Source organism: Streptomyces sp. NPDC051576 (genome assembly GCF_040681835.1).
GTDB lineage: Bacteria > Actinomycetota > Actinomycetes > Streptomycetales > Streptomycetaceae > Streptomyces.
Genome location: NZ_JBFAZO010000016.1, coordinates 110,489 through 133,238 on the forward strand (window position 1 = coordinate 110,489; position 22,750 = coordinate 133,238).

The window sequence follows — 22,750 nt, forward strand, 5'->3', positions numbered from 1 at the left end:
TCGGGAATGGGCACGGGGCGGTCTGGTGTTGCCCCGGGAAACAGGCGTATTCCCTAGGAGAGACATGTCCGAGACCGCGACCACCTCCTCGACCGGCTCCGCGAAGACCCCCGTCGACTTCTGGTTCGACCCGCTGTGCCCCTGGGCCTGGATGACCTCGCGCTGGGTGCTGGAAGTGGAGAAGGTCCGGGACATCGAGGTCCGCTGGCATGTGATGAGCCTCGCCGTGCTGAACGAGGACCGTCTCGACGAGCTCCCCGAGCAGTACGCCGAGAACATGCGCCCTGGCGGCAAGTCCTGGGGCCCGGTCCGTGTCGCGATCGCCGCCCAGCAGCTGTACGGCAACGACGTCGTCGGCAAGCTGTACACCGCGCTCGGCACCCGCATCCACAACGAGGGCATGGGCGTGACCAAGGAGTCCATCGCCGCCGGCCTGGCGGACGCGGGCCTGCCGGCCGAGCTGATCGAATACGCCGACAAGGACACCTACGACACCGAGCTGCGCGCCTCCCACAAGGAGGGCATAGAGAAGGTCGGCCAGGACGTCGGCACCCCCGTCATCGCCGTCCCCGGTCCCGACGGCGAGCAGATCGCCTTCTTCGGCCCGGTCGTCACCCCCGCCCCCCAGGGCGAGGAGGCGGCCCGCCTCTGGGACGGCACGATCGCGGTGGCCTCGGTCCCCGGCTTCTACGAGCTCAAGCGCTCGCGCACCAAGGGCCCGGACTTCAGCAACCTGTAAGCCCGCGCGTACGGCTACTCCTCCGGCTTGGGAAAGAAGCCGCCGTCCTGCCAGTTGAGGTGCCGCTGAAAACGGCGGCACCCCGGGACGGCACACCGTATGTACGCCTCGGGGGCGAAGTCCGGCTTCTGCCCCCGGACGTACACCTTCTCCTTGTCGTCCAGATCACGGAACTCCCGCAGCGGCCCACGGCAGCCGGGACACCACTTGTGCACCATGTCGAACCTCCACGCGAGAGCGTAAGCGCCCCCGGGGCAGCACCGCAGCCCGAGATCAGACCCCGCCGCGCTCACGCCCCCGCGCTGCCGCCAGCCGTGCGAGATGGTCGGCGTACCCCTTGGCGTAGTACGCGGCCCGTCCCGGGTCCGGCTCGACGATCTCCGTCGGCCGGGTCCAGGCGGCCGTGTCGAGTGGAACTCCGTACCGCTCGGCCGCCGCGAGCACCGCACCCCGCGCCCCCACCTCGCCCTCCACGACCCGTAGCGGCCGGCCCAGGACATCCGCGAGAAGCCGCATCCAGGCAGGACTGCGCGTCCCGCCGCCGCACACCGCGAGGGAACCCGTCAGACCCGCCGCCTCCAGACAGTGCCGGGCCGCGTAACCGATGCCCTCGCAGGTCGCACGGATCAGATCGGCGGGCGTCGACTCCAGGGAGACGCCGGTGAGTTCGGCGCGGAGGCGGGGCTCGACGAAGGGGGCGCGCTCGCCGGACGGCGCGAAGTACGGGAGCACGCGGACGTCGTTGGCTCCGGGCGGGGTCGCGGCCAGGAGGCCATCCACCTCCTCGTGCCGGACACCCGTCGTCGACAGCACCCAGTCCAGCGCCGCCGTACCGACCATCGCCGGCATGGCACGCAGCCAGTGCCCCGGCCGGTCGAGGGAGATGTACAGGCCCGCCGGTTCGCCGGTCAGGTCCAGCTCGGTGGTCGCGACCAGGCTGGCCAGACAGGTCCCGACGATGAGCAGCCCGTCTCCGGGCTCCGTCACACCCGCGCCGAGCGCGCAGGCGGGCAGGTCGTACGGCCCGTTCGCGATCCGGGTGCCCGCCGGCAGGCCCCCCTCGCCGAGTGTCTCGGCTGTCGCGACGGGGTCGCTGACCGGGGGCAGCAGCCTGCGGCGCCGGGTCAGACCCAGGAGTTCGACGACACCGTTGTCGTACGACCGCGTCCGGGGGTCGAGGAACGGCATCGACGCGTCCGACACATCGGTGGTGGCGGGTGCCCCCGTCAGCCGCTGGAACACCATGTCCTTGCAGTACAGGGCGGCTGCGGCGGCGTCCAGCGACTTGGGCTCGTACGCCGCGAGCCAGGCCAGCAGCGGGCCCGGACACCCGGGGAACATCGCGCTCCCCGTCCGCCGGAACACCGTCTCGAACGTCCCGTCCGCCAGCCACTGGTCCAGCAGTTCATGCGCCCGCCCGTCCATCCAGGACGCCGCCGCCCGAACCGGCCGCCCCTCCGCGTCCACCAGCCACACCCCGTCACCCTGCCCGGTGAGCCCGGCCAGCTCGATCGGGCCGTCCACTTCCGCGGTGAGTTCACTGAGCACGGCGACCACCGCGCCGTAGACCTCGTCCATGTCCTGCTCGACGAACCCGCCGTGCATCGACAACTCCACGGGCCTTGCGGATACGGCGAGTTGACGGCCGGTGGTGTCGAAGGCGGCGGCCTTCACGGTGGATGTGCCTACGTCGATTCCCACGTACACAACAACCTCCTCGGAGTTGGTGACACTGCTCAGGTCAGGCTGTGTGCCAGCGGTTGCCCACGTGTCCAACGTCCCACCTCCGCCGCAGCGATACGCGCCGCCTTCTCCGCTACGGCCTGGGAGGCACCGCCCAGATGGGGAGTCAGCACAACCCGGTCGGGGAACCCGAACAGCCGTGACCCGGCGGGCAACGGCTCACGTGCGTACGTGTCCAGGGCAGCCGCCGACACCTGCCCGCTCTCCAGCGCGTCGCACAACGCGTCCTCGTCCAGCAACGGACCGCGCGCCACATTCACCACCACCGCGCCGGGCCGCAGCAGCGCCAGCTCGCGCGCACCGATCAGACCGCGTGTCTCGGGCGTCAACCGGGCGTGCAGTGCGATGACTTGGGAACGCCGGAGGAGTTCGTCCAGCGACGGGACGCGCAGCCCGTGGATCTCGCCGTGCACATAAGGGTCGTACACCATCACGCGCGCCCCGAACGCGCACAGCGCCCGGGCCACCCGGCTGCCGACCGCGCCGTACCCGACCAGCCCGACCGGCAGGTCCTCCAGCTCCAACCCGCTCCGCTCGTAGGTGTAGTAGGCGGCGCCGCCTTCCCAACTGCCCTGCCCGGCGAGGAGTTCATGCGCCTGCGGGATACGGCGCAGCGCCGCCAGCATCAGGCCGACGGTGAACTCGGCGGTCGCGGCGGCGTTGCGGCCGGGCGCGAAGCACACCCGTACGTCGTGGGACTTCGCCGCGTCCAGGTTGACGTTGACGGGCCCGCCCCGGCACACGACGACGAGCCGTAGCTCCGGACAGGCCTCCAGCACCCGCTCGGTGACCGGCCCCATCTGGGTGACGAGCACCTGGGCGCCGCCACCGGCGCGCAGGGCGTCGATCACCTCGTCCTCGGCATCGCTGGCCTCCTCGACCTCGGCGACGCTCCCGAAGGGCTCCAGCGGCCAGCCGAGGGTCAACTCGGTGGCGGTGAAAGGGTGTTCACGCAACTCCTCGGAAATCGCGGACGTGATCAGCGACGGCAGGACGAAATGGTCACCGGCGGCGACGACACGCAGGGTCTCGGTCATCGTGGGGCTCCCTCCCTCTTTGCCACGATGAACGGGGAATGCCGAATTCGTAACCCCTGTGGGAGGTCCGGATGATGTTCGAGGGTGAGGCCGAGGCGTGGCTCGGGATCGACCTGGGCACGCAGAGCGTCCGCGCGCTGCTGGTCACGGCCGACGGCACGGTCCTCGGTGCGGGTACGGCCCCGCTCACCGGCCGCCGGGACGGCGTACGGCACGAACAGGACCCGGGGGAGTGGTGGCAGGCGGTGTGCATCGCCTCCCGGGCGGCGCTGGCGGGACGGGAGCCGCCAGGTGCTCGGATCGCCGGCCTCGCGGTCTGCGGCACCTCCGGGACCGTACTCCTGACGGACATTCAAGGACATCCGCTCACACCGGGGTTGATGTACGACGACGGGCGCGCGGTGGCGGAGGCTGCGCGCCTGGGCATGCAGACGAGCTGGGCACTGCCGAAGGCACTGTGGCTGCGGGAGGCGTACGGGCGGGGACGGGTGACCCATCAACCCGACGTCGTCACGGCTCGGTTGACGGGCGGGGTGGTGCCGACCGACTCCAGCCACGCGCTCAAGACGGGCTACGACGCGGAGCGCGAGGCTTGGCCGCTCCAACTGACCGAGCTGGACGCAGTGTTGCCGGGCGTCGTACGACCCGGGACCCGGCTGGGTGAGGTGTGCCGGACGGCCGCCGAAGCGACCGGCATCCCGGCCGGTACCCCTGTGATCGCGGGCATGACGGACGGCTGCGCCGCGCAGATCGCCTCGGGGGCGCTGCGCTTCGGCGCGTGGAACTCGGTGCTCGGCACCACCCTGGTCCTCAAGGGCGCCTCCGCGAGCCCCGTCCGGGACGACGCCGGGGTGGTCTACAACCACCGTGCACCGGACGGGAGTTGGCTGCCGGGCGGGGCATCGAGCGTGGGTGCGGGCGCGCTGCCGACGGGGGTCGACCCGGCGTCGATGGACCTGCGGGCGGCCGCGTTCGAGCCGTCCGGCGCCCTCACCTACCCGCTCACCTCACGCGGTGAACGCTTCCCCTTCCTGGCCCCGGACGCCGCCGCCTTCACCCTCGGCACACCGACCTCCGAGGCGGACCGCTGGGCGGCGGTACTCCAGGGCGTGGCGTTCACCGAGCGCCTGTGCCTGGACTACCTCCACCACCTCGGCGCCGGGATAGACGGCCCGCTCACCTTCACCGGCGGCGCGGCCCGCAGCGCGTACTGGAACCAGCTCCGCGCCGATGTCCTCGGCCGCCCGGCCCGGGTACCGGAACAGATTCAACCAGCCCTGGGAATGGCGGTGTTGGCGGCCCACGGGACGACCGGGCTGCCCCTCGCCGAGGCCGCCGAGAACATGGTCCGCGTCCGCACGATCGTCGAACCGCGACCCGAGGGCACAGCCCGCTTCACCGAGCCGTACGCCCGCCTAGTGGCCGAACTGGAGTCACGCGGCTGGCTGCCGACACCGGTCGCGGCGCACGCCCGCGCCCGCCTGAACCTGGACAATGACGCCCCATGAGCACCATCACCGCCACCACTCTTCTCCTGGCCCGCCACGGGCAGACGGTCTGGCACGCCGAGAACCGCTACGCCGGCATCAGCGACGTCGCCCTGACGGACACGGGCGTCGCCCAGGCGGAAGCCCTCGGCCGCTGGGCCGCCGCGCACCCGGTCGACGCGATCTGGACCTCCCCCCTGTCCCGAGCCGTCCGCACAGCAGCCCCCGCCGCGCGTGCCCTGCACCTCACCCCCCACACCGAACCCGCCCTGACCGAATGCGACTTCGGGGTCGTGGAGGGCCGCACCCTGGTGGAGTTCGAGGCGGAGAACCCGGACGCGGCGGAGGCCTTCCGCACCGACCCGGCGGCTCATCCGTTCCCGGAGGCAGAGGACCCGACAGCAGCGGCCACCCGCGGCACAGCCGCCCTGCACCGCATCGCCGGCGCCCACCCCGGCCAACGCGTCCTGATCGTCGCCCACAACACCCTGCTGCGACTGGTGCTGTGCCGGTTGCTGTCGATTCCGCTGAGTGAGTACCGGCGGGTGTTTCCGCAACTGCGGAACGCGGCCGTGTCCGAGATCCGTATGACGGGGGACGAGACCGCGTTCCTTTCGCTCAACGTGCCGGTGTGAGCGGGTGGTTACTCGGCGACCGACGTGTAGTGCGACGCGTCGCCCTCCACCGAGTAGCTCTCCTTGCCCTCGATGCCGACCGGGACGTCACCGGCGACCGTCACGCGGTTGAGGCGGCGCGGCTGGTCGTCGTAGTTGTCGATGGCGTAGTGCTGGGTGATGCGGTTGTCGAACAGGACGAGCTGGTTCGGGGACCAGCGGTGGCGCAGGATGTTCTCGGGGCGGGTGACGTAGGCCTGGAGGATGTCCAGGAGCTTGCGGGACTCGCCCGTCGAGAGGCCTACGATCCGCTGTGCGAACCCGCCGATGAACAGGCCGCGTTCACCGGTCAGCGGGTGGACGCGGACGACCGGGTGGACGGTCCGGAACTTGATGGACGTGAACTGCGCGCGCTGCGCGGCCCGTTCGTCGTCGATCTGCTCGTCCGGTACGGCGTAGTCGTAGTCGTTGGTGTGTTCCGCCCAGAGGGTGTCCGCCAGGGCGCGCAGCGGTTCGGGCAGGTCGCGGTAGGCCGCCGCCGAGCTGGCGATCAGGGTCTCGCCGCCGTACGGCGGGATCGTGATGCTGCGCAGGGTGCTGGCCTGGGGCGGGTTGAGGACGAAGGTGACGTCGGTGTGCCAGTGGTTGGCCCGGCCGCGCTCGCTGTCGACGGGCAGCACGTTCGGGGCGCCGGCGACGGCGGACACCGTCGGGTGGGCGGTGGTGACGTCCCCGAAGTGGCGGGCGAAGGCTTCCTGGCCCTCGTCGTCGAGGTGGACGTCGTCGAAGACCAGGGCCTTGTGGGTGTTCAGGGCCTCGCGGATCGCCGCCACCTGCTCGGCGTTCAGTGGCTTGTTGATGTCGACCCCGGAGACTCGGGCGCCGATGTTCGCGGTGACCTTCTGGATCTCGATGGACATGGTGAAGTCCCTTCAGACTCGGGCGAGTTCGGGGTTGACGTGGTCGGGGGCGACGTACTGGTTGGCGGGGCGGGGGAGGCCGTAGCGCTCCCGGAGGGTCGTGCGGGGGCCGTACTCCGTGCGGAGCAGACCGCGGGCGCGGAGGACGGGGACGACGTGGTCCACGAAGGCGTCGAGGCCGGAGGGCAGGACGGCCGGCATGATGTTGAAGCCGTCGGCCGCGCCGCGCGTGAACCATGTCTCGATCGCGTCGGCGACCTGCTCCGGCGTGCCGGCGAAGGTGAGATGGCCGCGTCCGCCGCCGAGCCGGCCGATCAGCTGTCGTACGGTCAGGCGGTCGCGGCGGGCGAGTTCGACGACAAGGGTGTAGCGGCTCTTGGCGCCCTCGATGGCCTCCTCGGGAGGCAGGTCGGCGGGGAGCTGGGCATCCAACTCCAGGGTGCCGGGCTCCAGTTGCAGCAGGCTCTCCAGCCGTTCCACGCCGTGCGTGTACACGATGTGGTCCTCAAGGAGCCGTTCGTTCGCGCGGGCCTCGGCTTCCGTCGAGCCGAGTACGGGGACGATCCCGGGCAGCACCTTGATGTGCTCGGGGTCCCGACCGGCCGCCGCTGTACGGGACTTGAGGTCGGCGTAGAAGGCCTGTGCGTCGGCGAGGGTCTGCTGCGCGGTGAACACCGCCTCCGCGTGTCGGGCCGCGAACGCCTTGCCGTCCTCGCTCGAACCCGCCTGCACGAGAAGGGGGTAACCCTGCGGCGAGCGGGGGACGTTGAGCGCGCCCGCGACGCTGAAGTACGTCCCCTGGTGACGCGGTGGGTGGATCTTCGCGTCGTCGCCCCACACACCGGCCGCCTTGTCGGCGACGATCGCGTCGTCCTCCCAGCTGTCCCAGAGCTTGCCGGCCACCTCGACGAACTCGGCGGCGCGGGCGTACCGGTCGGCGTGCGCGGGCTCGTGCTCCAGACCGAAGTTGCGGGCGGCTTCGGCACCGGCCGTGGTGACGATGTTCCAGCCCGCCCGGCCGCCGCTGATGATGTCGAGCGAGGCGAACTTACGGGCCAGGTTGTAGGGCGAGTTGTAGGACGTGGACGCCGTGGCGATCAGGCCGATGTGCTCGGTGGCCGTCGCCAGCGCGGTGAGCAGGGTGAGCGGTTCCAGCGCGCCGGCCGGGCGCTGGGCCAGGTTGCTCCACAACTGCGGTCCGTCGGCCAGGAAGAGGGAGTCGAAGGTGCCGCGCTCGGCGATCCGGGCGAGGTGGATGTAGTGGTCCAGCTCGACGTGGGCGTAGGGGTTGCTCTCCGGGAGGCGCCAAGAGGCCTCGTGGTGGCCGGTGTTCATGAGGAAGGCGTTCAGGTGCAGTTGGCGCGGGCGGCTGGTCACGCGTGGTCCTCCGTCACACCGAGGGCGGCCAGGAGACGCTCTCGGTACTCGCCCAGTACCGGCTCCCGGTAGGAGCGTGGGTGGGGGTGGTCGATGGTCAGGTCGAGGCCGATCCGGCCCTTTTCAAGAACAAGCACCCGGTCCGCGAGGACGATCGCCTCGTCCACGTCGTGGGTGACCAGCAGCACCGAGGGACGATGCCGCTCCCACAACTCCCGCAGCAGCACATGCATCCGGATCCGGGTGAGCGCGTCCAGCGCGCCGAACGGTTCGTCGGCCAGCAGGAGTTCGGGCTCGCGGACCAGGGAGCGGGCGAGGGCGGCGCGCTGCGCCTCGCCGCCGGACAGTTCGTTGGGCCAGGCGCGCTCGCGGCCGGCGAGGCCCACCTCGGCGAGCGCTTCGCGGCCCTTCGCCGCCGCCTCCTTGCCCTCCGTCCCCAGCAGTACGTTGTCGAGGACCCGGCGCCAGGGCAGCAGCCGGGAGTCCTGGAAGACCACCGACACCCGCTCCGGGGCGGTGAGTTGACCCCGCCCGGCCACCTCGTGGTCCAGGCCCGCGATGGCCCGCAGCAGGGTGCTCTTGCCGGAGCCGCTGTGTCCGAGCAGGGCGGTGAACTGTCCGGCGGGCAGATCGAGGTCGATGTCGTCGAGGACCGTACGATCGTCGAACGACCGTGTCAGACCCCGGAGTTGGACGGCGGGGGCCACCGTCAGCTGCTGAGTGTGCGGCGCCATGACAGCACCCTCCGTTCGATGAGACGGACCACGCTGTCGGAGACCAGGCCGAACACGCCGTAGATCAGCAGGCCGACCAGGATGACGTCCGACTGGCCGTAGTTCTGGGCCTGGAACATCATGTAACCGAGGCCGCTGGTGGCGTTGATCTGCTCCAGGACCACCAGGCTCAGCCAGGAGCCGGTCACCCCGAGGCGCAGGCCGACGAAGAAGCCGGGCAGAGCTCCGGGGATGACGATCTGGCGGACGAACTGGAGCCTCGACAGGCCCTGGACCTCGGCGAGTTCGACATAGCGGTGGTCGATGCCGGACAGCGCGGCGTGCAGGTTGAGGTAGATCGGGATGTAGACGACGATCGCGATGATGGCGATCTTGAAGGTCTCGCCGATGCCCAGCCAGAGGATGAAGAGCGGGATCAGACCGAGGGTCGGGATCGCGCGGTTGAGCTGCACGGTCCCGTCGATCAGCGCGTCGCCGATCCGGCTCAGCCCGGCGGCGAGTGCGAGGACGACACCGGCGGTGAGACCGAGGGCGAAGCCGTAGGCGGCCCGCTCAAGGGAGGTCAGGATGTCGGTGGGCAGCGTGCCGTCCGTCCACAGCCGGCCGGCGGTCCGCACCACCGTCCAGGGCGCCGGGATCGCCGCCGGGTCCAGTTGTCCGGCCGCGGAGGCGAGTGCCCACAGGGCGAAGAAGAGCGCGGGGCCGATGATCCGGGAGGCGGGCAGGCGTTTGCCGGGGGCGAGGCCGCGGCGCCGCCTGCGGGGGGCGGCGGGTGCGTTCTCGGTGGCGGTCACCGGCGCGGTGGTCGTGGGCGCGGTCGCGTTCGTGGATGTGGTCATGGCCGTCACTTCCGGTACTCCGCCGCCACGGACTTCGCCGCGATGCCCTCGAAGCGCCGGTCGAAGAGGGAGTCGACCTTGAACTCCTTCACGAAGCCGCCCTCCGCCAGCAGATCGGCGGTCTCCTGCTCCCACTTCACGGCCTCGTCCCAACTGGGCGGGAACAACGGCTTGTTGGCGAGCTTCGTCACCGACTGGGCCTGCGCGAGAGTCAGGTTCTGCGTCTTGACGTAGAACTCCTCGTTCCAGGTGTCCGGGTTCTCGTACGCCCAGACCTGGCCCTGCGCCCACTGCGGGATGTACGCGGCGATCGCGGCGGCCTTCGCGGAGTCGGCCAGTACGGCGGACGGTGCCCACAACAGATTGAGCAGGTCCACGACGTCGGTGGTGATGACGCGGGCGCCCTTCGCCTCGTACTGCTTGAGGTAGGCCGGTGCCTGACTGTTGCCGAGCGGGGCGACGTCGACCTGGCCCGACTGGAGGGCCGTGAAGAACTGGTTGCTGGTCAGCGGGACGAGCTTCACGTCGTCGTACTTCAGCCCGGCCTGCTTCAACGCCCGCAGCAGGACGACGCCTTGGGCCTGGCCCTGCGAGAACGCCAGCTTCCTGCCCTTGAAGTCGGCGATCGTGCGGATGTCGCTGCCGGGCTTGGTGGCGAAGAGGTAGTTGGGCTTGCGGGTGAGGTCGATCGCCACGATCTTCGCGTCGAAGCCCTGGAAGTGCGCCTGGATCGGCGGGATACCCGCGTTGTTGGCGAGGTCCAGGGACTTGGCGCGGAACGCGTTGATGACATCGGGACCGGCCCCGATGTTCAGCCAACTCGACACGGTGAACGGCAACTTGGGCAACTTCGCCAGCTTGAACTGGAGTTGCTGGGTGTTCAGATACGAGGAGATCTTCAGACTCGTGCCGGACGGCACCTTCTCGGCGAGCGGGGCGGACAGACCCGCCCCCGACTTGGTGGCCGCGGCACTGCTCGTGGCGCAGCCGCTGAGGCCGGCGATGCCCGCGGCGGCACCCAGTACGGAGGTGAGGAAGAGCCGCCGGTCGACGCCGGGCGCACGGGAATTGGGCATGGAGAACTCCCTGATGGCAAGGATGACAAGGATGGCAAGGGTGAAAAGGCGGAATTCACGGCGTGGAAAGCCGGAGAAGGGAAATGCGCAGGATGAGTCGGGCGCCCCGGGGGCGCGTCAACGTGTCAGCAACAAGAAGTGCGACAACTCATCGGCAGGCTCATGAACAGGATGTTCCCGGTCACGCGTACCCCCTGTCAACATTCCGAGTTTCTGAATTAAATACGTCCCGGTGACACACTCAACGGATCCCGGTACAGCACGTCCAGAATCACCGAACCGCCCGCCACGGCCAGTACGGAATCCGGGAAACTCGTCGGTACGACAGCGGACGCGCGCGCGTCGCCGACCTCCTCGCGCAGCGCGCGCAGGCAGTCCTCGCGGTGGATGATCCCCAGCTCGGTGACGACCACCGTCTCCGGGTTGAGGATGTCGAGCAGCAGCCCGGCTGCCCGCCCGGCCATCCGCGCCCGCTGCGTCAACAGCCGTACGGCGAGCGGGTCTCCGCGCTCGGCGGCGGCGACGACATGGGTCGGGTTCACGCCGTCGATGAGCCCCGCCTCCCGGGCCCGGCGGCACAAGGTCCGTTCGCTCAGCTCCACTTGGAGGCAGCCGACCCGCCCGCAGTCGCACGGCTCCGTGCCGCCGCGCAGCGGCAGATGGGCGATCGCGCCGGCCTGTGAGCGGGGGCCGTGGTGCACCTCGTCGTTGGTGGCGAAGGCCGCGTCGACCACATTGCCGACGAAGAGATGCAGCACGCTGCGGCTGCCCCGGGCCGCCCGCCCGAACAGGCGCTCGGCGTTCACCAACGCCCGTGCGTGCCCGTCGACATGGACCGGCAGTCCGGTGCGGGCGCCGATCAGTTCGCGCACCGGCACGTCCCGCCAGCCCAGCAGCGGATGGTCGACGACGGTCCCGGAGTCCCGGTCCACCCAGCCGCCGGCGGCCACCCCGACACCCAGCGGTGTCGCCCCGGCGGCCTCCGTCAGCAGCGCGTCCAGCCCCTCGGCGGCCCGGGCCAGTACCCGGGACGGTTCGGCGAGGTCGTGGCGGTCGTGTCCGATGCGCCGTTCGGCGACCACTCGCCCGCGCAGGTCGAGCAGCGCGACGGTCGTATAGGGCACGGCCACATGGACTCCGCCCACGAGAAACCGTGATGAGTCCAGGTCGACGGGTACATGGGGTCGGCCCACACCGTTCGAGCGGCGGGGTGTGGCGGACTCCAGGATCAGGCCGAGTTCGCCGAAGCGGGCGCAGTAGTCGGTGACCGATGCCGGGGACAGCCCGGTCAGCCGCGCGATGGTGCTGCGGGCCACCGGGCCGTGCTCCAGCACCGTGCGCAGGACGACGCTCGCGTTGGTGCGCCGCCGGTCGCTGTCGGCGGCGCGGGGTACGGGGGAGTGGGTGGAACGGGATGTGAGAAGGGGTGCCGCGGTACGGGGCATGGGGATCTTCCTCGGGAACGGGTCCGACAGTGCGCCGTCGTCTCAGGTATCGAGGCGCACCGGATCCGCTCCGCCCGCCTCAGGGGCGGTAACAGGTCGCCGCGGCCTGGCGTCGCAGGTCGACATAGCGACGCGACGCGAAGTTCCGGGCCTGGGCAACCATGTGCTCGAAGCTAGCAAAACGGTCCACGGCTGCCCAGACGGTGACCGGTGTGCGAGACGGCACGGGGTGCGCGTGACCGGCATCACGCCCGAGCGCGTGTAGCGGGCATCCTTTGTCCGGAGCCCACCAAGTCCCCGATCCACCCTTTGTCGAGCGCTGACGGTGATCGGCCCGAAAGCCCTGGGATAGCGTCGCGGTGTCCCCCTGTACCCCCGTCAACCTGCGGAGTTCCCCTTGAGTACCGCCGTCGCCACCGCCCGCCCCGGGCAGGTCCTCGCCGACCTGCTGCCCGCCTCCCGCGTCCGGGACATCGCCCTCGTGCTCGGTGGCGCCGCGCTCACCGGCCTCGCCGCCCAGCTCTCCGTGCCCGTGCCGGGCTCCCCGGTGCCGGTCACCGGCCAGACCTTCGCCGCGCTGCTCGTCGGCACGTCCCTCGGTGCCGGACGCGGCTTCCTCTCGCTCGCCCTGTACGCACTGCTCGGCCTCGCCGGCGTGCCGTGGTTCGCCGGCGGCACCTCCGGGAGCGGCGCCTCCTTCGGCTACATCGTCGGCATGCTGCTCGCCTCCGCCGCCGTCGGCGCCCTGGCCCGGCGCGGCGCCGACCGCTCGGTCCCGCGCATGGCGGGCACGATGATCGTGGGCGAGGCGATCATCTACGCGATCGGCGTCCCGTACCTGGCGCTGAGCCTCCACCTGTCGACGAGCGCCGCGATCGCCGCGGGCCTCACCCCGTTCCTCCTCGGCGACGCCCTGAAGGCCGCCCTGGCGATGGGCGCGACGCCGACCGCCTGGAAGTTCGTCAACAAGCAGCGGTAGAGCACTCCGTGAGGCAGCGGTAGAGCACCCCGGGGCACGTGAACACACGTGCCCCGCGCTCCTGTCAGCCCACGGAGACCGTGTCGGTGTCCGTCTCGGCCGCGGTGACCGCGGCCTGCCCGCTCCGCATCCTCTCCTTCACCAGGGCGACGGCCAGCACCGCCGCCGCGACCAGCAGCGACAAGAGCACGGTCGTACGTCCGCTGCTCTCGCCCTTCGTGTCGGTGAGCATGTAGCCGAGGACGAACACGATCAGCGCGATCGTCGCCCACGTCAGATACGGGTACAGCCACATCCGCACGACGAGCTTCTCCGGCGCCTCGCGCTCGATGATCCGCCGCATGCGCAGCTGGGACGCGCAGATCGCCAGCCACACGAACAGGGCCACCGCGCCTGAGGAGTTGACGAGGAAGAGGAAGACGGTGTCCGGGAACGCGTAGTTGAAGAACACGGCGACGAACCCGAAGACGACGGAGGCGATGATCGCCGCCATCGGCACACCGCGACCGGTCGTGCGGGCGAACGCCTTCGGTGCGTCGCCGCGCTCGCCGAGCGAGAAGGCCATCCGGGAGGCCGTGTACAGACCGGAGTTGAGGCAGGACAGCACCGAGGTCAGCACGATGAAGTTCATGATCTGGCCGGCGTGTGCGATGCCGAGGGAGTCGAGGGCGGCGACGTAGGAACCCTGCTCCTTGATCGACGGGTCGTTCCACGGGAGGAGGCAGACGACGACGAGGATCGAGCCGAGGTAGAAGACGCCGATGCGCCAGATGATGCTGTTGGTCGACTTGGTGACCGCGCGCTGCGGGTCCTCGGACTCACCGGCGGCCAGCGTGGCGATCTCGCTGCCCATGAAGGAGAAGACGACCAGGAGGACACCGGTCAGGATCGCGCCGGGGCCGTTCGGCAGGAAGCCGCCGTGGTCGGTGAGGTTGCCGACGCCCGCCTTGTCCGTGTGGGCGCCGGGCAGCACGCCGAAGATCGCCAGCGCGCCGACGACGATGAACGTGCCGATCGCCACGACCTTGATCCCGGCGAACCAGAACTCGAACTCGCCGTAGGAGCCGACGGAAACCAGGTTGGTGGCGGTCAGCACCACCATCACGATGAGCGCCCAGCCCCACTGCGGTACGGCGGGTATCCACCCTTCGAGGATCTTGGCGCCGGCGGTCGCCTCCACGGCGAGCACGACGACCCAGAAGAACCAGTACAGCCAGCCGATCGAGAAACCGGCCCAGCGGCCGAGCGCGCGGTCGGCGTGCGCGGAGAACGAGCCGGACGTGGGGTTCGCGGCCGACATCTCGCCGAGCATCCGCATCACCAGCACCACGAGCGTGCCGACGAGCGCGTAGGAGAGCAGGATGCCGGGGCCCGCGGTCGCGATGCCCGAGCTGGAACCGACGAACAGACCGGCGCCGATGACGCCACCGATCGCGATCATCGACAGATGTCGGTTCTTGAGTCCTGCCTGGAGGCCGGAACCATCAGTCATGGGGGGAGTTCCTTTACGCCGGGTGCGGTGTCGGGTGCGACGGGTGCGTGAGCCCCCGGGCTGCTGCCCCGAAACAGGCATGTCACACTCGTCCCATGCGCGTGTATCTCGGCTCCGACCATGCGGGCTTCGAACTCAAGAACCACCTCGTCGAGTGGCTGAAGGAGGCGGGCCATGAGCCCGTCGACTGCGGACCGCACATCTTCGACGCCCAGGACGACTACCCGCCCTTCTGCCTCCGCGCCGCCGAGCGCACGGCCGCCGACCCCGAGGCCCTCGGCATCGTGATCGGCGGCTCCGGCAACGGCGAGCAGATCGCGGCGAACAAGGTGAAGGGCGTCCGTGCGGCTCTCGCCTGGAGCGAGGAGACCGCGTCGCTCGGCCGGCAGCACAACAACGCGAACGTCGTCGCGGTCGGCGCGCGCATGCACACGCGGGACGAGGCGGTGAAGTTCGTCGAGACGTTCCTGGCGACGCCGTTCTCCGAGGACCCTCGGCACATCCGCCGGATCGACATGCTGACGGACTACGAGACGACGGGGGACCTGCCGGAGATTCCGGCGCACCACCCGCAGCAGTAGGACGGATTTCGAGGCCCACCCGTCGAGCGACCGAGACGGGTGGGTTGGTGGAAAGGAATTACGTCAGTGCCAGAGGGGCACACGATTCATCGGCTCGCGCTGGACTACGGCGGTCACTTCAACGGGCGGCCCGTGCAAGTGACCAGTCCTCAGGGTAAGTTCAGCGACGCCGCCGCGCTCGTGAACGGCACGGCACTCACCGGTACGGAAGCGCACGGCAAGCATCTCTTCCTCGGGTTCCGGGACGCCGACTGGATCCACATCCACCTCGGCCTCTTCGGCAAGGTGAACTTCGGCGACGCCCCCGCGCCCCCGCCCACGGACACCGTCCGCCTGCGCCTCGCCAACGACACCTCCTACGTCGATCTGCGCGGCCCCACGACCTGCGCCCTGATCACGGACACCGAGAAGCAGGCGATACACGACCGCCTCGGCCCCGACCCGCTGCGCCCGGACACCGATCCGGCCCCGGCGTACCGGCGTATCTCCCGCAGCCGTACGACGATCGCGGCCCTGCTGATGGACCAGAAGATCATCGCCGGGGTCGGCAACGTCTACCGCGCCGAGGTGCTCTTCCGGCACGGCATCGACCCGTATCGCGCGGGCAAGGACATCACGCCCGCCGAGTGGGACGCGATCTGGGCCGACCTCGTCGCGCTGATGCGCGAGGGCGTCCGCGACAACCGCATCGACACCGTCCGCCCCGAACACACCCCCGAGGCGATGGGCCGCCCACCCCGCGTGGACGATCACGGCGGCGAGGTCTACGTCTACCGCCGGGCCAACCGGCCCTGCCACATCTGCGGCGGCGAGATCCGCACCGCGGACCTCGCCGCCCGCAACCTGTTCTGGTGCCCCAAGTGCCAGAAGCCGTAGGGCCGTTCTAGAAGCCGTGCGGCAGCCACGGCGCCACCGTCGAGCCGAACGCCAGTGACGCCTCCGCCAGCGCCCCCGTCCGCAGCTCCCGTACCCGCCCGGCGCCCGCGAGCGAGGCGAGGGAGATCCCGCCGAGATACGCGGCGCCCAACTCCCGTACGGACAGGGCGAGATCGGCCGGTTCCTCGGTGCTCTTGCAGGACGCGCCCTTCGCGTCGCCGGTGAGCCGCCAACGCCCTTCGTTCCAGGGGCAGAAGGCGTCCTCGACCTCGAACACCACGTCCAGGGGCGTCTGATAGGTGCGCGCCTCCAGCGCGGCCCCGAGGTCCACCAGCCGTACGTGCAGCGCGTCCACCTGCTGGACGGAACACCGGCGGACGTCGGAGACGAGATGCTGCCAGGGGTCGTCGACGGCACGGCTGCGCAATCTGACCCGGTCCGTCAGGTCGATGCCGAAGAGGAACCGCCACAGCGCCGCGTACGCCACCGGGTCCAGCGCCTCCAGATCACGCAGCACGACCTCGCCCTTCGGGCCCTGGACCTCCCACTCGGACCTCACGAAGTAACGCGTGTAGCCCACGAGTTCACCGTCGCGCTCGGCGACCACGCACTGGAGCGGCGACCCGCCCTGCCGCTCGCTCTCCGGGTCCAGCAGCGGAAGATCCTCCCACCCGGGCCGCCGCGCCAGCATCCCCGGCCGCCCGGCCACCCGCCGCGCGTACACCGCCTCGCACTGGTCGCGTACGGCGACGGGGTCGGCGTAGCGCAGTCGTACCTCGTCCGTGCCCGGGGGCACCGTCAGCCGCACCCGGGCGGTGTCGATCTCGGCGGTCGTCCGCATGCTCGCGATGCCGTAGCCGAACCGGCCGTAGATCACGGGCTCGGAGGCCGTCAGCACGGCGAGCGGTTCGCCCCAGGACCGTACGTCGTCCAACTGCCGCCGCATCATGGACGTGAGGATGCCCCGCCGCCGGTGCGTCGCGGCCACACTGACCATCGTGACGCCGGCCGCGGGTACACAGGCACCGCCGGGGACGGTGATCCGGAAGCTGAACGCGCCGGCCGTCGCCACACACGCGTCCCCGTCCCAGACGCCGATGGAGCGGTCGACCTCGGTGAGCCGGCCCCACAGCGCACGCTCCTCGGCCGGCTCCGGGGCGCCACCGAAGGCGGTGATCAGGGTGTCGTACCAGGTGTTCCACTCGTCCTTGCGCAGCACCCGCAACTCGGTCCGCCCGGCAGGCGTGTTCCTCGCGTCTGTCCCCATGGACCATGACTACCAGCGCGATACGGGACGAGCCAGGGAATTTCCGCTCGACGCCAGCGCGAGCGCCTCAGGTGAAGTTCACTGTGAAGTTGAACCTCGCAGGGGGGACAAGTGGGACCTCCCGTGCCAAGCGGCTGGTCGGATGGATAGGGTCCCGAACTAATGGCAGCAGGACGAGAGCGGCGCGCGGAGGCCGACACGTTCACGGCCCGGTTGAAGAAGCTGGTTCACCGGGTCCGCACCGGCCTGCGCAGAAGTGCCGTCGACTACTTCCGCGGCGACGGCTCGGACTGGGTCGCGCTGGCCGGGCTGCTGCTCACCATCCCGGTGATCGTGGGCATGACCCTCGCCAACGCGGTGTGGTTCTCACCGGCCGCGCTGGTCCTGCCGATCGTCGCGGGCGGTCTGCTGCTGCGTCCCGCGAGCCTGCTCGGCCTGTACGCGGCGGCGGCCACCGGACTGATCGTCGAGTCGGTGAAGCTCGGCCCGTACACCGAGGGCCCGTCGCGGGTGACCCCGGGCGTGGTGCTCGTGGTGGCCGCGTGCGGTTTCTTCGGGCTGCTGATCGCCCAGTTCCGCAGCCGGGTGGGCGTCCCCTGGCGGCGCGGCGGCACCATGCTGTTCGACCTGCGTGAGCGGATCCGGGTGCAGAGCAAACTGCCTCAACTGCCGCAGGGCTGGCACCGGGAGATGGCGCTGCGGCCGGCCGGCGGTCAGTCGTTCTCCGGCGACTTCGTCGTCGCGGCCCGGACCAACGGCGGCCGGACGATGGAGGTCGTCCTCACCGACGTCTCCGGCAAGGGCATGGACGCGGGCTCCCGCGCCCTGCTGCTGTCGGGCGCCTTCGGCGGCCTGCTGGGCTCCCTGCCCCCGCACGCCTTCCTGCCCGCCGCCAACGGCTATCTGCTCCGCCAGGACTGGGACGAGGGCTTCGCGACCTCGATCCACCTCGTCCTGGACCTCGACTCCGGCGACTACGAACTCTTCTCCGCCGGCCACCCGCCGGGTCTCCAGCTCAGCGCGGGCAGCGGACGCTGGGAGGAGAAGGCGGCGGAAGGACCACTGCTGGGTGTGTACGACGGCGCCCAGTTCGACCCCGTGAAGGGATCGCTGCGGCCCGGGGACGTGCTGATGCTGTTCACGGACGGCCTGGTGGAGACCTCCGACCGCGACATCGTCGAGGGCATCGACCGCCTCACCGGCGAGGCCGACCGCTATGTCGCCGGCGGTTTCCACGGTGCCGCCTGGCATCTGATCGAGGCGGTGGCCAAGGACGTCAACGACGACCGCGCCCTGCTGCTGGTCTGCCGCGAGGGCCCGACTGCGGCGGCACAGGCGCTGGCCCGATGACCGCGCTCCTCACCCCGACCGAGGTCGAGGCCCTCGCCCGCGCCGCCCACGAGGGCCAGACCGACAAGGCGGGCCGCCCCTACGCCGAGCACCTGCGGGCCGTCGCGGAGGGCGTCCGCGCGCGGGGCGGGGACGCGGACCAGATCGCGGCGGCCTGGCTGCACGACTCCGTGGAGGACGACGCGCTCACCGAGCGGTGGCTGGAGGAGGCCGCGCTGAGCCGTCGTACGAAGGACATCGTGCGCGCGGTCACCAAGCGGGCCGGGGAGCCCCCGGAGGCGTACGCCCGGCGCATTCTCGCGACCCCCGGCGCACTCGTGGTGAAGGAGGCGGACCTGGCGCACAACGCGGACCCGGCCCGCCTCGCGGTCCTCGACGGACCGACCCGCACGCGACTGACCGAGAAGTACGCACGGATGCGCGCACTTCTCGGTCTGGGGACTCCTGACTAGACGCCGGCCTTCTCCAGCACGGGCTGCGGCCCCGCTTGCCCGAACTGCTCGCGGCCGCGGGCCTGTTCGGCCGCCTCACGCCTGAACGCCCACTCCATGTCCGGCTCGATGACGAAGCGGAACACCCGCCGTACGGGCGGGGTGCACAGCAGGGTGACGGCGGTGGCCGCGAGGGTGGTCACCAGGGCGACGCCGTAGGGCCGGTGCAGCCAGGCGTGGTCGAACAGGCCCGCGTAACCGGCCCCCTTGATCAGGAAGCCGTGCAGCAGATAGCCGTACAGCGTGCCCGCGCCGAGCGCCGTGAACCAGGTCTTCCGGCTCGGCACCCAGGAGTAGAAGCCGGCGGTCAGCAGCACCGAGCAGGCGAACATCAGGAGCATCATCACCGGCCCGGCCCACCAGGGCGCGCCGAACTCCTGCGCGGAGTCGTGGTGGTAGAACCAACCGGCGTTCATCCGGGGCACCGCCCACCAGCCGAACAGCACGGCGCCCACGAACAACGGCACCGCCAGCATCCGCACCTCACGGCGGCGCACCAGCCGGAAGTGCTCGGGCTTCAGGACCAGGCCGAGCACGAAGTACGGCAGGAACTGCGCCAGCCGCTGCAGGTCGAAGTCGTCGGTCATGTCCGGGGTGCAGGACGCGAGCATCGCGATGCCCAGGGCGAGCGGCAGCGGGTGGCGGACCAGTTTCCAGATTGGGGTGGTCAGCCGCCAGATGAACAACGCGCAGAGGAACCAGGTGAGATACAGCGGGTCGAGGAGGGTGATCTTCTGGTGCGGGTCGTCGTTGGCGTACCGGCCGAAGAGCGAGTACGCGATCTCGAAGAGGATGTACGGCACCGCGACACCGGTGAGGAGCCGCTTCAGGCGGTCGGGGCGGAAGTCGAAACTCCGGGAGAAATAGCCGGAGATGATGATGAAGGCCGGCATGTGGAAGCTGTACACGACCATGTACAGACCCTGAAGCGCTCTGCTGTCGCCCTTGAGCGGCTCCCAGGAGTGCCCCATGGCGACCAACAGGATCGCCAGGTACTTCGCGTTGTCGAAAAACGCGTCGCGCTGTTTGTGCTGTTCGTTCTTTTCGTTCTGTTTGCTCTGTTCGTTCTGGCCGGGAGGCGTGGCAGCGTGGAACATCTGAGGCACCCTAGCGTTGCCCGTGGGAATCGGTAAAACCATCGGGCACGCGTCCGAAATCTGTGCACGATGTCATGATTCATACCGATCAAAAGGCGCAAAAGAGCTTGCCGGGAACGGTTGTTCGTGTGCTGCTGCCAATAATTCGAACGGGCTGCGAACGGACCTGTTCCGAACCTTTGAGGCCAACGATGCGTCACCCGCCGCATAGGTGGGCCGCGTTGGTGGCACGATGGTTCTGGCGGGGGTGCGCGGCACGGCGTCCCCGGGCCGGGATTGCGGACCGACCGAGGGTGTGATCAGTTGTGGCCATTTCACTGTCTGTGGTGCTGCTGTTGGCGATCATCCTGGTGGTGTTGATCCGAGGGGGATCGATCAAGGCGGGCCCAGCCATAGTCGCGATCCTCTTCGGCTTCTTCCTCGCCTCGACCGGGATGGCACCGTCCATCAACCGGTTCATCAACTCGCTGGCGGAGACGATCAACTCGATCAGCTTCTGATGGAGGGGCGTGCGCGGCGGCGAACGGCCGCGGGTCCACGGCCCCGGAAACGACCGGAGCCAGGCGGAGGATCGATCCTCCGACCTGGCCCTGAGTCGTGTGGAGCGGGCGACGGGAATCGAACCCGCGTAGCTAGTTTGGAAGACTAGTGCTCTACCATTGAGCTACGCCCGCACATGACGCGCCGCAGGTCAGAAGACCGCGGCACAGAGAGCATCGTAGCGGGTCGGGTGCCGTTGGCGCACACCCCGATTCCCCGCACCCCGGCGCTCGGGAAATGCGGCGGCCCCACTGCCTGCGGGCATGTACCCTACGTCTCGCACCAGACGGGGTGTGGCGCAGCTTGGTAGCGCGTCCGCTTTGGGAGCGGAAGGCCGTGGGTTCAAATCCCGCCACCCCGACCACCTGCCGGACCTTCGGGACCGGTTACCACGCGAGGCCTCGCGAGTACCTCGTGAGATCGCCTTTTGGGGCGTCCAGTCGCTGCGGCTACTATGCAAGCTGCGCGCCCGTGTGTCTCACACTCTGAAGTCCTCCGGGCGACCAGAAACCGCCGGACCTGTCTGGGTCCGCAACCCAAGAAGTCAGCCCCCAAGGAGACCGAACCGTGAAGAGCGCCGTGGAGACCCTGAACCCGACCCGGGTTCGGCTCAGCATCGAGGTGCCCTTCGAGGAGCTCAAGGACAGCCTCGACGCGGCGTACAAGAAGATCAACCAGCAGGTCACGGTGAAGGGCTTCCGGAAGGGCAAGATCCCGGCGCGCGTCATCGACCAGCGGTTCGGCCGCGGTGCGGTCCTGGAGGAGGCGGTCAACGACGCGCTTCCGAAGTTCTACACCGACGCGGTCAACGAGGCGGAGCTCAACCCGCTCGGCCAGCCCGAGGTCGACATCACGGAGCTGAAGGACGGCGAGACGCTGAACTTCACCGCCGAGGTCGACATCCGCCCGACCATCGAGATCCCGGACTACTCCGGCATCGAGGTCGAGGTCGACGCCGTAGAGGTCAGCGAAGAGGACATCGACAAGTCGGTCGAGCAGCTCCGCGAGCGCTTCGCCTCGACCGCCCCGGTCGAGCGCGCCGCCGCCGACGGTGACGTCGTCACCCTCGACCTGGAGGCCAAGGTCGACGGCGAGGTCCTGGAGGACGGCGTCGCCGAGGGCGTCTCCTACACCATCGGCTCCGGCGAGCTGCTCGACGGCGTCGACGAGGCCGTCACCGGCCTGGAGGCCGGCGGCGAGGCCACCTTCGCCTCCGAGCTCAAGGGCGGCTCCGGGGCCGGCCAGGAGGCCCAGGTCACCGTCAAGGTCACCCAGGTCGCCGCCCGCGAACTGCCCGCGCTGGACGACGAGTTCGCCCAGCTCGCCTCGGAGTTCGACACCCTGGAGGAGCTGCGTGCCGACAGCCGCAAGCGCCTTGAGAACATGAAGCAGTACGACCAGGCCACGCAGGCCCAGGAGCGCGTCCTGGAGAAGCTGCTGGAGCTCGTCGAGGTGCCCGTCCCCGAGAAGCTCCTCGAGGACGAGATCAACACCCGCAAGCACAACCTGGAGCACCACCAGCTCGGTCAGATGGGCCTCGACCTCGACAAGTACCTGGAGATCCAGGGCAAGACGGCCGAGGAGTTCGACGCCGAGACCAAGGAAGCCGCGGTCAAGGGCATCAAGACGCAGTTCGTCCTCGACGAGCTCGTCAACAAGGAGAAGCTGAACGTCAACCAGGAGGAGCTCACCGAGCACCTCATGCGGCGTGCGGCCTCCTCCGGCATGTCCCCCGACCAGTTCGCCCAGGCGGTCGTCGAGGGCGGCCAGGTTCCCCTCCTGGTCGGCGAGGTCGCCCGCGGCAAGGCCCTGGCCGTCGTGGTCGAGGCCGCCACGGTGAAGGACACCAACGGCGAGATCGTCGACCTGGACGACGAGGACGAGACCGCAGACGCTGCCGAGACGGCCTCGGAGACGGCCGAGGCCGCCGCCGAGGAGTCGACCGAGGCGTAAGCACGCGCACACAAGGGCCCCGGGGACATCGCGCCCCGGGGCCCTTGCCCTTACCCGGGGTCTCATCAGCGCAGTACATGCGCTGACAGCGAACAGTTCCCTTTGCGGGATTC

Annotated in this window: 22 protein-coding genes and 2 tRNA genes; 11 read left to right on the top strand and 13 right to left on the bottom strand. The window is 70.1% G+C overall.

What is annotated here, in order from left to right; genetic code table 11:
- Nucleotides 1-64 precede the first annotated feature (64 nt).
- Nucleotides 65-739, top strand: coding sequence for a DsbA family protein (locus AB0M63_RS40690; protein WP_355901527.1), 675 nt, complete (start codon nucleotides 65-67; stop codon nucleotides 737-739).
- Between the two features lie 14 nt (nucleotides 740-753).
- Here the strand turns inward: AB0M63_RS40690 and AB0M63_RS40695 are convergent, their stop codons facing one another.
- The 3 genes from AB0M63_RS40695 to AB0M63_RS40705 are packed head-to-tail and all read right to left on the bottom strand — an operon-like array spanning nucleotide 754 to nucleotide 3,519.
- Nucleotides 754-957, bottom strand: a complete 204-nt coding sequence (locus tag AB0M63_RS40695; protein ID WP_355901528.1) for a hypothetical protein — start codon at nucleotides 955-957, stop codon at nucleotides 754-756.
- Nucleotides 958-1,012: 55 nt separating this feature from the next.
- A complete protein-coding gene (locus AB0M63_RS40700) occupies nucleotides 1,013-2,446 on the bottom strand; it encodes an FGGY-family carbohydrate kinase (protein WP_366022928.1) in 1,434 nt (477 codons plus the stop codon).
- 29 nt (nucleotides 2,447-2,475) lie between these two features.
- Nucleotides 2,476-3,519 (bottom strand): 2-hydroxyacid dehydrogenase, encoded by a 1,044-nt coding sequence (locus AB0M63_RS40705; RefSeq protein WP_366022929.1) that lies wholly within the window; start codon nucleotides 3,517-3,519, stop codon nucleotides 2,476-2,478.
- Between the two features lie 71 nt (nucleotides 3,520-3,590).
- Between AB0M63_RS40705 and AB0M63_RS40710 the strand changes: the two genes are divergently transcribed.
- The gene (locus AB0M63_RS40710) at nucleotides 3,591-5,027 is read left to right on the top strand and encodes an FGGY family carbohydrate kinase (protein ID WP_366022930.1); all 1,437 of its coding nucleotides are present in this window, start codon (nucleotides 3,591-3,593) and stop codon (nucleotides 5,025-5,027) included.
- Nucleotides 5,024-5,641 carry a histidine phosphatase family protein gene (locus AB0M63_RS40715; RefSeq protein WP_366022931.1) on the top strand — a complete coding sequence of 206 codons (618 nt, stop codon included), beginning with the start codon at nucleotides 5,024-5,026 and terminating at the stop codon, nucleotides 5,639-5,641. The genes AB0M63_RS40710 and AB0M63_RS40715 overlap by 4 nt, the downstream gene beginning before the upstream one ends.
- A gap of 8 nt (nucleotides 5,642-5,649) precedes the next feature.
- Here AB0M63_RS40715 and AB0M63_RS40720 read toward each other — a convergent pair whose 3' ends face one another.
- The 6 genes from AB0M63_RS40720 to AB0M63_RS40745 form a co-directional block, all read right to left on the bottom strand.
- Nucleotides 5,650-6,540, bottom strand: coding sequence for a TauD/TfdA family dioxygenase (locus AB0M63_RS40720; RefSeq protein WP_366022932.1), 891 nt, complete (start codon nucleotides 6,538-6,540; stop codon nucleotides 5,650-5,652).
- A 12-nt stretch (nucleotides 6,541-6,552) separates the two neighbouring features.
- On the bottom strand, nucleotides 6,553-7,917 hold the full coding sequence (locus AB0M63_RS40725; protein ID WP_366022933.1) for an LLM class flavin-dependent oxidoreductase: 1,365 nt from the start codon (nucleotides 7,915-7,917) through the stop codon (nucleotides 6,553-6,555).
- Nucleotides 7,914-8,651 carry an ABC transporter ATP-binding protein gene (locus tag AB0M63_RS40730; RefSeq protein ID WP_366022934.1) on the bottom strand — a complete coding sequence of 246 codons (738 nt, stop codon included), beginning with the start codon at nucleotides 8,649-8,651 and terminating at the stop codon, nucleotides 7,914-7,916. The genes AB0M63_RS40725 and AB0M63_RS40730 overlap by 4 nt, the downstream gene beginning before the upstream one ends.
- Nucleotides 8,627-9,490: an ABC transporter permease gene (locus AB0M63_RS40735; RefSeq protein WP_366022935.1), complete on the bottom strand. Its 864-nt coding sequence runs from the start codon at nucleotides 9,488-9,490 to the stop codon at nucleotides 8,627-8,629. Before AB0M63_RS40735 ends, AB0M63_RS40730 begins: the two co-directional genes overlap by 25 nt.
- A 5-nt stretch (nucleotides 9,491-9,495) precedes the next feature.
- The gene (locus tag AB0M63_RS40740) at nucleotides 9,496-10,566 is read right to left on the bottom strand and encodes an ABC transporter substrate-binding protein (RefSeq protein ID WP_355921393.1); all 1,071 of its coding nucleotides are present in this window, start codon (nucleotides 10,564-10,566) and stop codon (nucleotides 9,496-9,498) included.
- Between the two features lie 218 nt (nucleotides 10,567-10,784).
- Nucleotides 10,785-12,011, bottom strand: coding sequence for an ROK family protein (locus tag AB0M63_RS40745; protein ID WP_355921396.1), 1,227 nt, complete (start codon nucleotides 12,009-12,011; stop codon nucleotides 10,785-10,787).
- Nucleotides 12,012-12,408: 397 nt separating this feature from the next.
- Between AB0M63_RS40745 and AB0M63_RS40750 the strand changes: the two genes are divergently transcribed.
- A complete protein-coding gene (locus AB0M63_RS40750; protein ID WP_366022936.1) occupies nucleotides 12,409-12,990 on the top strand; it encodes a biotin transporter BioY in 582 nt (193 codons plus the stop codon).
- 64 nt (nucleotides 12,991-13,054) lie between these two features.
- Here AB0M63_RS40750 and AB0M63_RS40755 read toward each other — a convergent pair whose 3' ends face one another.
- Nucleotides 13,055-14,482 carry an amino acid permease gene (locus tag AB0M63_RS40755; RefSeq protein ID WP_366022937.1) on the bottom strand — a complete coding sequence of 476 codons (1,428 nt, stop codon included), beginning with the start codon at nucleotides 14,480-14,482 and terminating at the stop codon, nucleotides 13,055-13,057.
- Between the two features lie 95 nt (nucleotides 14,483-14,577).
- Here AB0M63_RS40755 and AB0M63_RS40760 point away from each other — a divergent pair, with 95 nt between their 5' ends.
- Both AB0M63_RS40760 and AB0M63_RS40765 read left to right on the top strand, forming a co-directional pair.
- Nucleotides 14,578-15,063: a ribose-5-phosphate isomerase gene (locus tag AB0M63_RS40760; RefSeq protein WP_355921405.1), complete on the top strand. Its 486-nt coding sequence runs from the start codon at nucleotides 14,578-14,580 to the stop codon at nucleotides 15,061-15,063.
- Nucleotides 15,064-15,129: 66 nt separating this feature from the next.
- Nucleotides 15,130-15,939 (top strand): DNA-formamidopyrimidine glycosylase family protein, encoded by an 810-nt coding sequence (locus tag AB0M63_RS40765; RefSeq protein ID WP_355921408.1) that lies wholly within the window; start codon nucleotides 15,130-15,132, stop codon nucleotides 15,937-15,939.
- Between the two features lie 7 nt (nucleotides 15,940-15,946).
- Here the strand turns inward: AB0M63_RS40765 and AB0M63_RS40770 are convergent, their stop codons facing one another.
- On the bottom strand, nucleotides 15,947-17,206 hold the full coding sequence (locus tag AB0M63_RS40770) for a GNAT family N-acetyltransferase (protein ID WP_366022938.1): 1,260 nt from the start codon (nucleotides 17,204-17,206) through the stop codon (nucleotides 15,947-15,949).
- Between the two features lie 162 nt (nucleotides 17,207-17,368).
- Between AB0M63_RS40770 and AB0M63_RS40775 the strand changes: the two genes are divergently transcribed.
- Both AB0M63_RS40775 and AB0M63_RS40780 read left to right on the top strand, forming a co-directional pair.
- Nucleotides 17,369-18,556 carry a PP2C family protein-serine/threonine phosphatase gene (locus AB0M63_RS40775; protein ID WP_366022939.1) on the top strand — a complete coding sequence of 396 codons (1,188 nt, stop codon included), beginning with the start codon at nucleotides 17,369-17,371 and terminating at the stop codon, nucleotides 18,554-18,556.
- Nucleotides 18,553-19,008, top strand: a complete 456-nt coding sequence (locus tag AB0M63_RS40780) for an HD domain-containing protein (RefSeq protein WP_366022940.1) — start codon at nucleotides 18,553-18,555, stop codon at nucleotides 19,006-19,008. Before AB0M63_RS40775 ends, AB0M63_RS40780 begins: the two co-directional genes overlap by 4 nt.
- Here AB0M63_RS40780 and AB0M63_RS40785 read toward each other — a convergent pair.
- Nucleotides 19,005-20,144, bottom strand: a complete 1,140-nt coding sequence (locus tag AB0M63_RS40785) for an acyltransferase family protein (protein WP_366022941.1) — start codon at nucleotides 20,142-20,144, stop codon at nucleotides 19,005-19,007. The two genes, AB0M63_RS40780 and AB0M63_RS40785, sit on opposite strands and share 4 nt — an antisense overlap.
- 305 nt (nucleotides 20,145-20,449) lie before the next feature.
- Here AB0M63_RS40785 and AB0M63_RS40790 point away from each other — a divergent pair, with 305 nt between their 5' ends.
- On the top strand, nucleotides 20,450-20,644 hold the full coding sequence (locus AB0M63_RS40790; protein ID WP_026151384.1) for a hypothetical protein: 195 nt from the start codon (nucleotides 20,450-20,452) through the stop codon (nucleotides 20,642-20,644).
- 100 nt (nucleotides 20,645-20,744) lie between these two features.
- Here the strand turns inward: AB0M63_RS40790 and AB0M63_RS40795 are convergent.
- A tRNA-Gly gene (locus AB0M63_RS40795) sits at nucleotides 20,745-20,818 on the bottom strand.
- A gap of 153 nt (nucleotides 20,819-20,971) precedes the next feature.
- Between AB0M63_RS40795 and AB0M63_RS40800 the strand changes: the two genes are divergently transcribed.
- Together AB0M63_RS40800 and tig are read left to right on the top strand one after the other, a co-directional pair.
- Nucleotides 20,972-21,048: transfer RNA gene (locus AB0M63_RS40800), tRNA-Pro, on the top strand.
- Between the two features lie 203 nt (nucleotides 21,049-21,251).
- The gene (gene tig, locus AB0M63_RS40805; protein ID WP_366022942.1) at nucleotides 21,252-22,637 is read left to right on the top strand and encodes a trigger factor; all 1,386 of its coding nucleotides are present in this window, start codon (nucleotides 21,252-21,254) and stop codon (nucleotides 22,635-22,637) included.
- Nucleotides 22,638-22,750 lie beyond the last annotated feature (113 nt).

What these genes read in the sequence shown, in the direction of transcription:
- AB0M63_RS40690 (WP_355901527.1), top strand. Translation starts at nt 65, where the DNA reads ATGTCCGAGACCGCGACCACCTCCTCGACCGGCTCCGCGAAGACCCCC.
- AB0M63_RS40695 (WP_355901528.1), bottom strand. Translation starts at nt 957, where the DNA reads ATGGTGCACAAGTGGTGTCCCGGCTGCCGTGGGCCGCTGCGGGAGTTC.
- AB0M63_RS40705 (WP_366022929.1), bottom strand. Translation starts at nt 3,519, where the DNA reads ATGACCGAGACCCTGCGTGTCGTCGCCGCCGGTGACCATTTCGTCCTG.
- AB0M63_RS40710 (WP_366022930.1), top strand. Translation starts at nt 3,591, where the DNA reads ATGATGTTCGAGGGTGAGGCCGAGGCGTGGCTCGGGATCGACCTGGGC.
- AB0M63_RS40715 (WP_366022931.1), top strand. Translation starts at nt 5,024, where the DNA reads ATGAGCACCATCACCGCCACCACTCTTCTCCTGGCCCGCCACGGGCAG.
- AB0M63_RS40720 (WP_366022932.1), bottom strand. Translation starts at nt 6,540, where the DNA reads ATGTCCATCGAGATCCAGAAGGTCACCGCGAACATCGGCGCCCGAGTC.
- AB0M63_RS40730 (WP_366022934.1), bottom strand. Translation starts at nt 8,651, where the DNA reads ATGGCGCCGCACACTCAGCAGCTGACGGTGGCCCCCGCCGTCCAACTC.
- AB0M63_RS40735 (WP_366022935.1), bottom strand. Translation starts at nt 9,490, where the DNA reads ATGACCACATCCACGAACGCGACCGCGCCCACGACCACCGCGCCGGTG.
- AB0M63_RS40740 (WP_355921393.1), bottom strand. Translation starts at nt 10,566, where the DNA reads ATGCCCAATTCCCGTGCGCCCGGCGTCGACCGGCGGCTCTTCCTCACC.
- AB0M63_RS40745 (WP_355921396.1), bottom strand. Translation starts at nt 12,011, where the DNA reads ATGCCCCGTACCGCGGCACCCCTTCTCACATCCCGTTCCACCCACTCC.
- AB0M63_RS40755 (WP_366022937.1), bottom strand. Translation starts at nt 14,482, where the DNA reads ATGACTGATGGTTCCGGCCTCCAGGCAGGACTCAAGAACCGACATCTG.
- AB0M63_RS40760 (WP_355921405.1), top strand. Translation starts at nt 14,578, where the DNA reads ATGCGCGTGTATCTCGGCTCCGACCATGCGGGCTTCGAACTCAAGAAC.
- AB0M63_RS40770 (WP_366022938.1), bottom strand. Translation starts at nt 17,206, where the DNA reads ATGGGGACAGACGCGAGGAACACGCCTGCCGGGCGGACCGAGTTGCGG.
- AB0M63_RS40775 (WP_366022939.1), top strand. Translation starts at nt 17,369, where the DNA reads ATGGCAGCAGGACGAGAGCGGCGCGCGGAGGCCGACACGTTCACGGCC.
- AB0M63_RS40780 (WP_366022940.1), top strand. Translation starts at nt 18,553, where the DNA reads ATGACCGCGCTCCTCACCCCGACCGAGGTCGAGGCCCTCGCCCGCGCC.
- AB0M63_RS40785 (WP_366022941.1), bottom strand. Translation starts at nt 20,144, where the DNA reads ATGTTCCACGCTGCCACGCCTCCCGGCCAGAACGAACAGAGCAAACAG.